Source organism: Lactobacillus sp. ESL0225 (genome assembly GCF_003692905.1).
Classification (GTDB): domain Bacteria; phylum Bacillota; class Bacilli; order Lactobacillales; family Lactobacillaceae; genus Lactobacillus; species Lactobacillus bombicola.
The window spans coordinates 231,868-246,051 of record NZ_REHK01000006.1; the positions used below are offsets into that span (position 1 = coordinate 231,868).

A 14,184-nucleotide genomic window follows, 5' to 3' on the forward strand; every position below is an offset into this window, starting at 1 on the left:
TTTGCCTATCTTGTACCAATGCAGCTTTTTGCATGAGTCAACTGTCTAAAATAGAAATTCCAGTAGCAGAAATCAAAATACGATTTTATATATTTTAATAAATGTGTGCAGGTTATTACGATACTATCATTTCGCACGCAGGTAAATAAAAATTTATTTTTTATTTACAACTACCAAGCTGGCTATCAGAATCAGTTTTTTGTATGATTGCTTTGAGGTGAATAAAGTGAAAAAATTTTATCAAAAAAATAAATGGTTAATATTAGCTTTATGTACTTTTATAACAATCCCAGGCATTTTATTTTTAATTATTGGTAACTCTAAGCAAAGGACAGATTGGCTCAGTTTTTGGGGTTCATATCTTGGCAGCATAATTACAATTGCCTTTGCGTACATTAACACACAAGTTAGTAGTAAAGAGCAATCGGAAAATCTAAAATTACAGTTAGAGCAAAGTAAACAAAATGACTTAGACAATGCCATTAAACTGGATCGGATGAAAAGATTATTTTCTTTAATTGATTATTCCGATATAGTAAATCAAGAATTCAAAAGTGCAAAAATTCAAGCAGTGATAAATACCAAGAGAACAAGTTATGCTAAATTAGAGTTTGATAAAATCAAAAAAATAGTGACAGATTTAGATTTTTTTGTACAAAAGGCAAATAACATTTTTTATATAACAGATTTTGAAAATAAAATTGATTTAAAGGATATTAATAAAGAATTACTAAATTTTAAAGTAAATGATTTATTATTGATTGAATTTATTGAGTCTAAAATACCAAAAAAAGCAACAGAAAAACTTGATGTCAAAAATAAGAAACATCTAGAAGAAATCAGCCAACATATTAATAAATTAGATACAGACTATGATATTTTAGATAAAGAAATAAGAAAAGTATATAAACAAGAAACACTGATAATTAAGGATTAATAAGTAATAAAGTGGAATAAATAAAGTGACTTGTAAGCTTTAAAGTAGATTTTTTAAAAATAATCTTTTAAAGTTTTTACTAAAATATCTTTCCGCCAACTATTAATGGTTATAAACAGTATACATGTAAACTGTTATTTATTTTTAATTTTTAAATTATAAATAATGGTTTTAAATTTTTGGAATAAAAGTTTACACTTAAAGTAAGAGGTGATTATAGATGGAACCAATTTTTTTAAATCCATATTTTAGACCCAAAATTTGGGGTGGACGGAAATTAGAGACAATTTTTGATTATGACATTCCTAACGGCAAAGTTGGCGAAGCTTGGGTTATATCAGGTTATAAAAATAACGCTTCGACTGTAATTAATGGTAAGTTTAAGGGGCAAAGTTTACGTGCTGTGTATCATGAGCATCCTGACCTTTTTGGAAATCCACAGAATAAGGAATTTCCCCTTTTGGTCAAATTTTTAGATGCAAATGATAATTTATCGGTACAAGTCCACCCTAATAATGACTATGCCAGGCAAGTTGAGGGGGATAGTGGTAAAACAGAAAGTTGGTATGTTCTTCAAGCTGATCCAGGTGCTTATTTGATTTATGGTCATACTGCTAAGACACGTGCAGAGCTTGCGGATATGATTCATAATGAAAATTGGGACCAGCTCCTGTGCAAAGTCCCAGTTAAAGCAGGAGATTTTTTCTATGTACCTTCGGGAACGATTCATGCCTTAACCAAAGGAATTATGGTAATTGAAACACAACAATCAAGCGATGTGACTTACCGCTTATATGATTATGATCGTATTGATCAAAAATCAGGTAAAAAGCGGGAGCTACATACGCAAAAGTCAATTGATGTTACAACAGTACCTCATATTAATCCTAAACTTGATATTAAAGTCGCTAATGATCAAGATGCAGAAATTAAAACTTTAGTTGCACCACCGGTTTCACCATATTTTTATTTATGGCAAATAAATTTAAATGGAAGTTGGACAAGTAATCTTAAAGGCCATCCTTATTTATTAGTAACAGTTATCGCGGGAACAGGACAGCTTGTACTAGATGATAAAAAGTATGATTTATCTATGGGTAGCAATTTAATTATTCCCAATAAAACAGCTTCATTTACTTTTGCCGGTAAAATGAAAATGGTGCTTTCTGCTCCTGGAAAAGAAATTTAATTCTTAACAAAGAGAGGACAAAAGTATGATTTATGTCGCATGCGGCTCAATTACACTAGTTATAGGTATACTTTGGTTAATTTCTCCAGCAAAACGACCTAACCCTTTTTACGGTTATTATTCATACTTGTCACGAGTCAATAAAGCTAGTTTTCGTTTTGCTCAAAAAAAAGCCAGTATGTTTTTTATTATATTTGGTGTAGCACAAACCATGTTCGGTCTGGGAATACATTTTTTAAATTTGGATAGGTACTTTTTTATTTGGTTACTTACCTTTTATTTTTTTCCGTTATTTTCAATTATTTTAACGGAGAAGAGTGTAAAAAGCTTTTTACTTAAGCGTCATGAATTACCTTCAGATTATATAGATCCTGATCAAGTAAAAAGTAAGAAAACTAAAGGATTCAAAAAGTAGAATGAAACTGAAAATTTTAATGGTTGAAGACGATAAGTCACTTTCGGAAATGATGTGCATGTTTTTTGAAAAAGAAGGTTGGGAAGTTGATGTTGCCTTTGACGGTGAGCAAGCCGTTAACAAGTTTAATCAAGATCCAAATAAGTATGATTTAATTACTTTGGATTTAAATTTGCCAAAGAAAGACGGTATTCAAGTTGCCAAAGAAATTCGTGCGGTTTCAACACGTGTACCAATTATTATGTTGACTGCTAGAAATAGTGAGGAAGATCAAATTTTAGGTCTTGGTGTTGGTGCAGATGATTATGTCTCAAAGCCCTTTAGTCCGTTGGCTTTGATTGCACGAATAAAGGCATTGTTGCGTAGGATAAAGATTGAAGATAATCCTAAACTTAATAAATCGACTCAGGTTTCGCAGGCATTTGATGTTGAGACAACACACATGAAAATTTCAAAAAGTAGGCGTGAGGTTTTATTTGATGGTCAAGCTGTGGTTAATATTACGCCTAAAGAATTTTCGTTACTTTTTACAATGGCACAAAAGCCTAAGCAAGTTTTTGCACGTGGTCAGTTGCTGGAACTAGTTTGGGGTTATGATTATTTTGGTGAAGAGCGGACAGTTGATGCTCATATTAAAAAATTGCGCCAAAAATTAGAAAAAGTTGGGGCTAATGTCATTCAGACTGTCTGGGGTGTTGGCTACAAATTTGATGATTCACAGGTTTAGCTATGAAGTTGCTATATCAACATATGCTTAGTTTTTTGTTAATTATTTTGACTATAGTTTCCATTATTGGTTATTCTGAAATAAATTACGTATCTAATCAATCCTATGTTCAAAATTATCAACGAATGGAAGATTATGCGTCATCGTTGGGCTCATTAGCTGTAACTGATAAAACAGATGGTACACTAATACTTAATTCTGGATTTTTGGATCAGTTACAGTTTGTTTTACATAATGATGACCTTAATTTACGTGTTTTTAATGCGCGTGGAGAGCAGATATATCCAGAAAAAAGGAAAAATTTGCATCTGGCAGAAGATGTCTGTGCCATTCTTAAACAAGGTCAAGAAATTTATATCAAAAATAATAATGATTCCCATACTTATGTTGGTAATACTAAGAACGCCTACACTGGTATTCTTAAGCCTTGGATGAACAAGGGAAAAATGATTGGTGCAATTTGGATTGGAAGTAAAATAAAGAGTGTGGAACAGCCAATTGTGATGGCTAAACATAATTTAATTAATGCACTTGTCATTGCACTGTGTGTGGGTCTGCTATTAAGTCTAGTGTTTTCTTATTATTCAACCAGTAAAATTAAGCGATTATCGACGGCAACCAAAAAAGTAGCGTCTGGAAATTTTGATGTTCAGCTTAATTATTATGGTAACGATGAGATCGATCAATTAGCTGCTAATTTTAATCAAATGGTTAGAACACTTAGGAAGTCTAACGAAGAAATTAAAAACCAAGAAAAACGACGTGATCAATTTATGGCGGATGCAGCTCACGAAATGCGAACACCGCTTACGACGATTAATGGTATTTTAGAAGGTTTACAGTATAATGCGATTCCTGAACAATCACGATCTAAATCAATTGCGCTCATGCGTCGTGAAACTGAACGCTTGATACGTCTAGTTAATGAAAATTTGGATTTCGAAAAAATTAGAAATAATCAAATTAGTTTAGCCAAAGTAAACTTTAATGCTCAGCCACTTTTGCAAGAAGTTGCTGATGAATTAAAACAAAATGTTGAAAAAGAAAAAGATGAAATCAAAATTATGGTTCCCACGGATTTACCAATTTTTGCTGATCAAGATAGATTTCGACAGATAATGATGAATTTAGTCCAAAATGCAATTCAATTTACCCATCAGGGCAAAATTTTGATTAAAGGGTACCGTATTCAGCATGCAACGCAGATAATTGTTAAAGATAATGGAATTGGAATGAACGATGAGCAGATGAAGTACATTTTTGAGCGTTTCTTTAAAGCTGATCCTTCCCGCGCTCGCCTAGGAATTGGTGAGTCAGGACTTGGTTTGTCGATTGTTTTATCATTGATTAAACAACACGGTGGGAAAATAAGTGTTAAGTCTAAGCCGCACGAGGGGACATGCTTTACAGTCACTATTTTTGATAAAGGATATGAACAATATATTACAATTAAATGATTGCAAAAATTATTTGAAAAATTGAAGCAAAAAACTGCTAATTGACGTTTAAATAATCCTAAGTTCTGAATCTATTTAGTTTCAGAAGATATTAAAACGTAATTAACAGTTTTTTATTTTGTTGCAATTAACTTGTTTAAGAAGTATTAAGTAATAATTACTTTTTATAGTCTTTATTTGATTTACTATTTTTCTCGATTAGATGATTGCCACTTACAGATTCTGGCACCTGTGAAATTTCTGCTTGTCGCTCTTTAAGTTCAGGAGCATCTGTTTCATACAAATTAGTAGTAGTTTTGTGCTTTTTAGTAATTAGGGCAGTAGATTTAGTTCCTAGTATTTCAAGTAGCCCCTCCATTTGTTGGAAATTAGTTAGGTAGTTAAAATTATTAACTTCAACTGGCTTAAATCCATTAGGAGTATAAAAACGCAATAGGTTATGGTTGTTTAGTAAATCAGAGTATTTCAATGAATTTTTACTTTTTTTAGTTAGCAGTGCAATTTCTGATTTTTCTTGATTAGTAAAATTAATTATTTGCTTCCCAGTTGCTCGTTCATAAACAGGTCCTTTAATTCCTTTACCACCTAAAATAATATATTTTTGGCTAATAATTGTACCGTTGCGAAATACAATCCATGGCTTATAACCTGGTGCTAGGAGGTCGCTACCAAATTGAAGGTAATCATGATTCGAAATACCTAATAAATGAAGCAAAGTAGGTAGTACATCAATTTCACCAGCCACTTTGTTGTGTATGCCTCCTTTTAAATTTGTTGCATGAATCATAAACGGTACTCGTTGCATTTGCACATTATTATAATTATTCCAAGTATCAGAACTTTCGCCAATTATTGGGGCAAGAACTTCATTTTCAGAATTGGTAAGACCATAGTGATCGCCGTAGATTACCACCATTGTTTTATTGATTAAACCTGATTTTTTAAGATAATTAAAAAATTCACGTACAGCCTGGTCCAGATAATGAGCAGTTTCAAAATAATTATTAATTGATTTATCATTAGTTTGGGCAGTTTTAAAAGCAGGATCTAAATCTTCATCATCCATTTCAAAAGGTGTGTGGTTGGTTACTGTAATGAATTTTGTATAAAAGGGCTGCTGCATTCGTTCAAGATACTTTATGCTTTCAGCAAACATGACTTTATCTTTAATACCATAACCAATATGGTCATTTTTTTCATGACTAAAATAATTTTGATCAAAAAAGTAGTTATAGCCCATGTTTTTGTATACATCATCACGGTTCCAAAATGAGCCAACATTACCGTGAAAAACAGCAGATGTATATTTGCCATTTTGCCGTAAAATTTGAGGTGCAGCTTGGAATGTATTTGAACTACCTAATGCTGTGAATAGGGAACCATCAGAAATGCCATAAGTGCTTGTTTCCAACATATTTTCTGCATCACTAGTTCGACCAATTCCAACCTGATGATAAAAATTATTAAAACTAAGCGTATGCCGATTATGATAAATTGAATTAAGAAAGGGCGTGACTTCTTTGCCATTAATTTTTAAATCAATTAAGAATTGTTGAAAACTTTCTAGGTGAATTACAATCACATTTTTATTTTTTTCTTTGCCAAAATATAGACTGCTTTTAGGCAATTGATTTTTTTTAGTAAAAGAAATTATTTTATTTAAGTCAGAAGTATTTGCGTTACGATTAACTTGTTCAGTTTGCTCATTTTTAATGCCATCATAAACGGTGAAGGTATCAATTCCTAAATATTTAACAATGTAAGAACGATCAAAAGTGGTTCTTAGAAGACGAGGACGTGATGATTCTGCCAAGAAGATATTTAGGACTAAGATTAACGCGCCTAAACTAGTAATGGTAAAAGGTGTGAGCAAGTCGTAGGACTTTTGGTCAATTTTAATTTTACGCATTACTAGTAAAAGAATAACTATAATTAAGTCTAACCAGAGTAGTAAATCTGTTGGTTCCAGTAGTGCAACTGCACTTTTTCCTAAACCTGGGGCAACTTTTCCAGAATTAATGATAGTTTTGACGGTAATAAAATCTGAAAACTGGCGATAGTTTAAAATATTGGCAAAAAGCAAGCCAGTATTAGCAAAATCCATTAGAAGCATCATGCAATAAGACATAATTGGTTTAGAAAAGTAAAAACCAATATTAATTAAAATAATTGCAGTACCGATTGGACTGAGCCACATGATGAAGTGTTGATAAGGGTCAGCAAGTCCCAAATTAAAGTCATGATAAATGGCAAAGATATATTTTAGGGTATATAAAATGATTAATAAGCAAAAAAAGCCTGTACGCTTCTGGATAAAATTGATTAAATAATTTTTTTTCAAATTTAATTCTCCTTAATTAGTTATTTTAAAAGTTTCTCCCCTTTTAGACAATCTTTTCTGCATTGTTAAGTTCTTTTTTAAGAATTATTTGGTTTAATTTGAGTATAATCTAGTTAGATATAATTTTAGGAATTGACTGAGACATGATTTTTTTAGGACCGTTATACAGCACATTAGTTCATTATTTTGCAATGAAAATAAATCATTTTGCACTGATTAAGCTTACCATGGTAGCACTTGATAAGACTATTTTTTATTTTTTGCTCTTTGTTATCATCCGCTTATTATGGCTCAAGTTGTTTGGCAACTTGAGATCAATAAAAGTCGAAGTTGCGATATGGTTATTTGCCTTTTATATTATCTTATTATTAATGTTAACAACATTTCGGAAGACTTATTTTCCCTGGGAAATAAAATTCAACTTTAGGCGACCACTGAGTGATATTAATCTGATCTTTTTACGCGAAACATGGAAATTGATATATGCCAAAAGTCATATTGATTTTATTTATAATTTTTTGGGAAATATATTTTGTTTTATTCCATTTGGATTTTTAGCGCCGATTATATTTAGAAAAAAACAAACTTTTAGGCAAATTTTTTTATTAGGAATTACTCTGTCAATTGCTATCGAAAGCTTACAATTTTTGCTTGGAACAGGTATTAGTGATATTGATGACGTATTTTTCAATAGTTGTGGCGCAGCAATTGGGTATTTGATTTACTGGTTATTTATCTAATTAACCAAAACTATAAAACTATTAAAAAGAACTGGTATTTATAAAATAAGATTGCTAAAATATTCTTGTGAAATAGATATTTAAATCAGTAAGGGAAGCGTATTTAATATGAGTATAGTTAAATTTGACAGTACAAAGTTAACACCTTTTGTTCATGACAACGAACTAAATGAAATGCAAGCGATGGTCGATGCAGCTAACAAGCAATTACAAGAAGGCACTGGTGCAGGAAGCGACTTTTTAGGTTGGGTTAATTTACCAGTTGACTACGATAAAGATGAATTTGATCGAATTAAGCAAGCGGCGCAAAGAATTCAAAACAACTCTGAAGTTTTAATTTGCATAGGTATTGGTGGCTCATACCTTGGCGCTCAAGCAGCGATTGAATTTTTAAATAGCGCTTTTTACGGTAAGGGTAAAGAAAAATACCCAACTGTGGTTTTTTGTGGTAATTCACTTTCAGGCTCATATTTACACGATTTAATTGCTTGGCTTGGTGACAAAGACTTTAGTATTAATGTAATCTCTAAGTCAGGTACTACCACTGAGCCTGCAGTTGCCTTTAGAATTTTTAAAGAAAAGTTAATTGCTAAGTATGGTAAAGAAGAAGCAACTAAACGAATTTTTGCTACAACTGATCGTGCTAAAGGTGCACTAAAAACAGAAGCTGATGCTGAAGGCTATGAGGAATTTGTTGTTCCAGATGACATTGGTGGTCGTTTTAGTGTTTTATCAGCTGTTGGATTATTGCCAATTGCAGTTTCAGGTGCTGATATTGATCAATTAATGCAAGGCGCAGCTGATGCAAAAAGTGCTTATCAAGATACCGATTTGACTAAGGATAGTCCTTACCAATATGCGGCTTTACGTAATATTTTATATCGTAAAGGTTATACCACAGAAATTGTTGAGAATTATGAACCAACTTTAAGAATGTTTAGCGAGTGGTGTAAGCAATTAATGGGTGAATCGGAAGGTAAAGATAATAAAGGAATTTGGCCAGCAAGTGCCAACTTTACTACTGATTTGCACTCACTTGGGCAATATATTCAAGAGGGCTTACGTAATTTATTTGAGACAGTAATTAGGGTTGAAAAACCAACTAATGACGTTGCGATTCCTTCAGATGAGCACAATTTAGATCAACTAAACTTTTTAGCGGGAAAGAGCTTGAATTATGTTAATGAACGAGCATATGAAGGTGTAGTTTTAGCTCACACTGATGGTGGTGTACCGGTGATGACGGTTAATATTACTGATCAAACTGAACACACATTAGGCTACCTTATTTACTTCTTTGAATTAGCGATTGCAATTTCAGGTTATTTAAATGGTATTAATCCATTCAGTCAACCTGGGGTTGAGGCATATAAGCGAAACATGTTTGGCTTATTAAACAAGCCAGGTTATGAAGAATTACATGATGATTTAACTGCACGGTTTAACGCTGAAAATTAATAAAATATTTTATATAAAGTGATACCCTCCAAGTTTTCAACTTGGAGGGTATTTATATGATATTATTATTGCTTTCATTAAATATTTTTTAATAATATTATAGACTTTTTAATTTATCATGATAAAATACTAAATAATAATTTTAAAGGAGTAATAAAACGTGAAAAATTAAAAGTAACTTTGTTTGTCAGTTGATGTGAATTTGATAGATAATTTATATGCGAAGGAGTGCTCAGATGAATAGTATGAGCAAAAATAATAATTTATCTGCTAAAACTTTTTTTAATAATGTCTTAGCTGGAACGGCAACTGGAATTATTGTTGGTTTAATTCCTAATGCAGTGGTTAACGCTATTTTAAAATTATTTGGGCAAAATACAATTACGATAGGAATTAATCAGGCATTGTTGATTTTTCAATGTACAACACCACTTTTAATTGGTGCTTTAATTGCGATTCAGTTTAAACTGGCCCCTTTAGATGTTGCTATTGTTGCTGGCGCAGCCTATGTTGGTTCTGGTGTAACTAAATTTGTACCGCAAATTGTTAATCCTGCTACCAAAGCTTCAGGAGCTCTAATTACTGCTGGCACAGGTGATTTAATTAATACAATGATTACTGCTAGCCTAGCGGTAGCCCTGCTGTTACTTGTGGGTGAGCGAATGGGTTCTGTAAAAATTGTTGCTGCCCCAATTTTGATTGGCGGTGGTGTAAGCTGGCTTGGCTTATTAATTTTGCCCTATGTTAGTAAAATCACCACTTGGCTTGGTTCGGTCATTAATTCCTTTACAAATTTACAACCACTTTTAATGTGCATTTTGATTGCCTGTATGTTTTCAGTTTTAATTATTTCTCCTATTTCAACTGTAGCAATTGGAATGGCAATTCAGCTCAATGGGATGTCGGCAGGAGCTGCTGCCATGGGCGTAGCTGCAACCACTATCGTCTTAGTAGTTCATTCGTGGCGCACTAATAAATCAGGTATTACTATAGCGGTTGCGCTAGGAGCAATGAAGATGATGATGCCCAATTTATTTAGACACCCAATTATTTTAGTACCGACGTTAATTACTGCAATTATTTCTGCTATTCCAGTTGCCCTATTTCAAATTAATGGTACTCCAGCATCAGCGGGTTTTGGCTTGGTTGGGCTGGTCGGTCCGCTTGCCTCAATGAATGCGGGTAAAGCCAGTATAAATGCGGTCATGGCAATGATTTGTTGGCTTATTATACCGACATTTGTAGCGATTATTTGTCGGTTCGTTTTTGAAAAAGTATTTCATCTTTATGATGAAAAAGTCGTATTTGCCTATTTGGGTGAATAGAATCAATAAATACAAACCTATACGAAAAATACTCCTAAGTTACTATGATTGTAACTTAGGAGTATTTTTGTTATTTAATTATAAAGTAATTGAAAAACTGAAGTTTTAAGTTAAAAGTTGTAGGTTCAGTTTGAATTTTGGTTAAAATTTCGCCAAGCTTGAGCGATTTGCTGATAATTTAAATGAGAAGTATTTGGAAATAGCAGTTTTGCTTCTCCCAGCTCATTTTTGGCACCAACGCCAACAGAAAATGCACCTGCACTATTTATTGCTTTAATACCAGCAATTGAGTCTTCAACTCCCACACAATCTTGGGGCTCGACATTGATAGCAGATGCAGCAGCTAGGAAAATATCTGGGGCCGGTTTTCCTGCCATCACTTTGCTGGGATCCGCAATTGCATTAAAAGCGGAATTTAATTGCAGTTTTTCTAAAATATAAGGCCCATTAAGACTGGCTGAGGCTAATGAAAGCTTGACATCATGTTCTTTAAATTGGGTGATTAAATCAGATATCCCTGGCAGAATATTTTGCGGTGTTAAGCTGGCAAGTAATTCGCGAAAGATTTTATTTTTTTCGTTAGTCATTTCTTGAAAATCCGCAGCACTAACTTTAATATCCAGATAGTTTAAAATCGCAGTTAAAGAATCATTGCGACTAACTCCTTTGGTTTGCTTTTCCAAGGCGGCAGGCAATTCACGGTTAAAATGATCTTTAATTAACTTGCGCCATGCCTGAAAGTGGTAAACGGCTGTATCGGCAATTACGCCATCCAGATCAAACAGTACGCCTTTCATTTAAAAACTTCCTTTCACTTGCTAATGGTGTTTGTACCATGATTTCTTTGATTTTTGCAAAATCATCATCTGAAATATTGATAAATGGGAGCATTACGTTCAGCTCGGTTAAAGAACTACCACCAAAAGTCTCCAGATTCTTAGAATCTTGCAAAAAATTAAATACGTTATTGATTGGTGCTAAATTTTTCACTAATTCTGGGTCAGTCATAATTTGCTTAACTGGCATTGCCAAATTGTAATATTCAATGTAACTAGTTACTGGTTGGTAGCTAATAGTGTATTTTCCGCCATTAAGAGTTAGTGGCAATTCTTTATTGACACCGTTTACTTGCACTTGTCCGTTCGTTCGAGGCAGTTTCACTGTTACTGTTTGTCCAAATGGAATAGTCAAGTTAATTTCAATTGTATGTTTTTCGTCTTTTTCAAGTTGATATTCAATTTGGAGATCACCATATGAACTTTCATAATGACCTTGAACCTGCTTAAGCCGATAATCAAATTGTGGTGCAAATTCAACTTTTTGGTAGCCATTTTCTTGTTGATGGAGCCCAAGAACTTGTTGATAAACCCACTGCATGATTGCGCCGATTGAGTAATGATTTAATGAATTCATTCCCTCAGGATTCATTGAACCATCAGGCAAAACGGAGTTCCAACGTTCCCAGATGGTAGTAGCGCCAAGGTTAACGGCATAAAGCCAACTTGGAAAATCTTTGTTTAGAAAAATTTGCGTGGCTAGTTTATGTTCACCGTTTTCTGACAATACTTGACAAATCAACGGGGTACCAACAAAACCAGTCTTTAGATGATTATTATCTTTACCAAGGCGCGTTACTAAATCTTTTACAACGCGCTTTTTTTGCTCTTTGGGAATCAGATCAAAGCGTAGTGCCAATGCATAAGCCGTTTGGGTGTCAATTGCTAGGCGTCCATTTTGCGTGATATATTCAGCTCTAATAGCTTGTTTAATAGCTTTAGCTTGTTCAGCATATTGGTGGGCATCTTCTTGCTGACCTAAGACTTTTGCGCTGGCAGCAACGATTGAACTTGAGTAGTAATAGTAAATGGAGGCAATGAAGTCTTCATCAGTTTTACCAGTAGGCATTGCTGGATTTTCACCATCAAGTGATAGCCAATCACCAAATTGGAAGCAACCTGTCCAAAGATTTGGGGTTGAGGTAGATTGGCTAATCCAGTCAACCCAAGCCTTCATACTGGAATAGTTTTGCCTTAAGATTGCTGGATCACCGTATGCCTCATAAACTGTCCATGGAATGACAGTCGCTGCATCACCCCAAATAGCGGCCCCACCACTGTCATTACCCATTGCTGGGGCATACATGGTAAGCATTCCAGTGTGCTGTTTTTGTTCAATTAACATGTCTTTAGCATATTTTTTGAAAAAGGCATAAGTATCCATATTTAAAACGGCTGTACTTGAAAAAATGTCTGCATCACCAGACCACCCAAGACGTTCATCACGTTGCGGACAATCTGTTGGCACGTCAAAGAAATTACTTTTTTGACTCCACATTACGTTAGCTAACAGGCGGTTAACTTTTGGATTATCTGTCTTAATGGCACCGGTAGTTTTCATATTTGAATAGATTATTGCTGATCTAAAATCTGCCTTAGTTAGTGGTTTAGTATTACCAGTAACTTTGACATAGCGGTAGCCATAATAAGTGAAGTGGGGACGCACCCATTTTTGTTCACCATTGGAAGTATAATAGAATGCTGCTCGGGCTTCCCTTAAATTATCACGGTAAAAATTACCATTTTTCAGAATTTCACCAACTTCCAATTTAAGGGTAGTACCAGTATTTTCACGGTTAAAGAATTCTGGCCATCCGGCATGATTTTGGCCAAAATCTAAGACCGTTTCACCAGCTGGTGTCTTAATTATTTCTTTCACGGGAAGATACTCACTGATTGTAAGAGGCAAACTTAAACGATCGTGTAGAATTTCCTTAGAGTGATCGAGCAAGGTTACTGGCTGCCAGTTAGCTATTACATGAGTATCATCATAATCTTCACCGTAATAGATAGCCGACTTAGTGATTTTACCTGAAGTAGTTTTCCAGGAAGCATCACTTAAAATAATTTCCGTTGAATTATCAGTGTATTGAACATGTAGTTCGGCAATCGCCATTTGGCGATTACCATAGATATTGTCTTGTCCGCCGTCAAAACCAAAGTTACCTTTATACCAACCATCACCAAGTGAAATTAGTAATTCTTGATTAGCTGACTTTTGAAGTGGTTTAGTTACGTCATAAGTTTGAACTTGGATTAATTGATCGTATGCGGTAGTGCCCGGGGCTAGTAATTCATTGCCGACCTTTTCATTATTTAAATAGGCTTCATATACGCCCAAACCAGTCATGTAGAGACGAGCGCTTTTTACTGGCTTTGTCAGTGTAAATTTCTTGGCAAGCAAGGTGTTTTGAATATCTTTATCATTATTGCCAATCCAACTAGCGGTAAACGGCTCCGCCATTTTACCAGTTTCAAAGAAACTACTCTTACTACTTTCATCGTTAGCGTTTTTAACATAAATGGTTAATTCGTAACGAGTTCTCGGCTGCAAGTTAAGCGCAAAATCAAAAAAGTTATTTTTGTAAACTTGCCAGTTTGAATCGTAAATTTCTTTATCTGCTTTAACTACGATTCTTTTTTTTGTGTCCTGTATAGTTGCAGAATTAGTAAGATTAAAGGCAACCCGTAAATGATTATCTAAGTCATAGCCAAGGGGCTCAGTCATATGATTAATTGTAATCTGATTAATTTCAATC

11 protein-coding genes are annotated in these 14,184 nt (G+C 33.8%); 8 read left to right on the forward strand and 3 right to left on the reverse strand.

Annotated features, from left to right (window positions below):
• Positions 1 to 226 precede the first annotated feature (226 nt).
• The 5 genes from F5ESL0225_RS02775 to F5ESL0225_RS02795 all read left to right on the forward strand — a co-directional run bounded on the left by F5ESL0225_RS02775 (position 227) and on the right by F5ESL0225_RS02795 (position 4,725).
• Positions 227 to 937, forward strand: coding sequence for a hypothetical protein (locus tag F5ESL0225_RS02775; RefSeq protein ID WP_122024571.1), 711 nt, complete (start codon positions 227 to 229; stop codon positions 935 to 937).
• Between the two features lie 220 nt (positions 938 to 1,157).
• On the forward strand, positions 1,158 to 2,126 hold the full coding sequence (locus tag F5ESL0225_RS02780; RefSeq protein WP_122024572.1) for a type I phosphomannose isomerase catalytic subunit: 969 nt from the start codon (positions 1,158 to 1,160) through the stop codon (positions 2,124 to 2,126).
• Positions 2,127 to 2,151: 25 nt separating this feature from the next.
• Positions 2,152 to 2,541, forward strand: coding sequence for an SdpI family protein (locus tag F5ESL0225_RS02785; protein WP_122047806.1), 390 nt, complete (start codon positions 2,152 to 2,154; stop codon positions 2,539 to 2,541).
• 1 nt (position 2,542) lies between these two features.
• Positions 2,543 to 3,268: a response regulator transcription factor gene (locus F5ESL0225_RS02790; RefSeq protein ID WP_199688756.1), complete on the forward strand. Its 726-nt coding sequence runs from the start codon at positions 2,543 to 2,545 to the stop codon at positions 3,266 to 3,268.
• A gap of 2 nt (positions 3,269 to 3,270) precedes the next feature.
• Positions 3,271 to 4,725, forward strand: coding sequence for a HAMP domain-containing sensor histidine kinase (locus F5ESL0225_RS02795; protein WP_122021528.1), 1,455 nt, complete (start codon positions 3,271 to 3,273; stop codon positions 4,723 to 4,725).
• 157 nt (positions 4,726 to 4,882) lie between these two features.
• Here the strand turns inward: F5ESL0225_RS02795 and F5ESL0225_RS02800 are convergent, their stop codons facing one another.
• Positions 4,883 to 7,066 (reverse strand): LTA synthase family protein, encoded by a 2,184-nt coding sequence (locus F5ESL0225_RS02800; protein WP_122047807.1) that lies wholly within the window; start codon positions 7,064 to 7,066, stop codon positions 4,883 to 4,885.
• 143 nt (positions 7,067 to 7,209) lie between these two features.
• Here F5ESL0225_RS02800 and F5ESL0225_RS02805 point away from each other — a divergent pair, with 143 nt between their 5' ends.
• From F5ESL0225_RS02805 to F5ESL0225_RS02815, 3 genes are all read left to right on the forward strand, one after another.
• On the forward strand, positions 7,210 to 7,806 hold the full coding sequence (locus F5ESL0225_RS02805; RefSeq protein ID WP_122021530.1) for a VanZ family protein: 597 nt from the start codon (positions 7,210 to 7,212) through the stop codon (positions 7,804 to 7,806).
• 108 nt (positions 7,807 to 7,914) lie between these two features.
• Positions 7,915 to 9,264, forward strand: coding sequence for a glucose-6-phosphate isomerase (locus F5ESL0225_RS02810; protein WP_122047808.1), 1,350 nt, complete (start codon positions 7,915 to 7,917; stop codon positions 9,262 to 9,264).
• A 245-nt stretch (positions 9,265 to 9,509) separates the two neighbouring features.
• A complete protein-coding gene (locus F5ESL0225_RS02815) occupies positions 9,510 to 10,589 on the forward strand; it encodes a PTS sugar transporter subunit IIC (RefSeq protein WP_122024601.1) in 1,080 nt (359 codons plus the stop codon).
• 125 nt (positions 10,590 to 10,714) lie between these two features.
• On the opposite strand, the gene pgmB is transcribed toward F5ESL0225_RS02815, so the two are convergent.
• Positions 10,715 to 11,386, reverse strand: coding sequence for a beta-phosphoglucomutase (gene pgmB / locus F5ESL0225_RS02820; protein ID WP_122047809.1), 672 nt, complete (start codon positions 11,384 to 11,386; stop codon positions 10,715 to 10,717).
• Positions 11,367 to 14,183 carry an alpha-L-rhamnosidase gene (locus F5ESL0225_RS02825; RefSeq protein ID WP_122047834.1) on the reverse strand — a complete coding sequence of 939 codons (2,817 nt, stop codon included), beginning with the start codon at positions 14,181 to 14,183 and terminating at the stop codon, positions 11,367 to 11,369. Before F5ESL0225_RS02825 ends, pgmB begins: the two co-directional genes overlap by 20 nt.
• Position 14,184 lies beyond the last annotated feature (1 nt).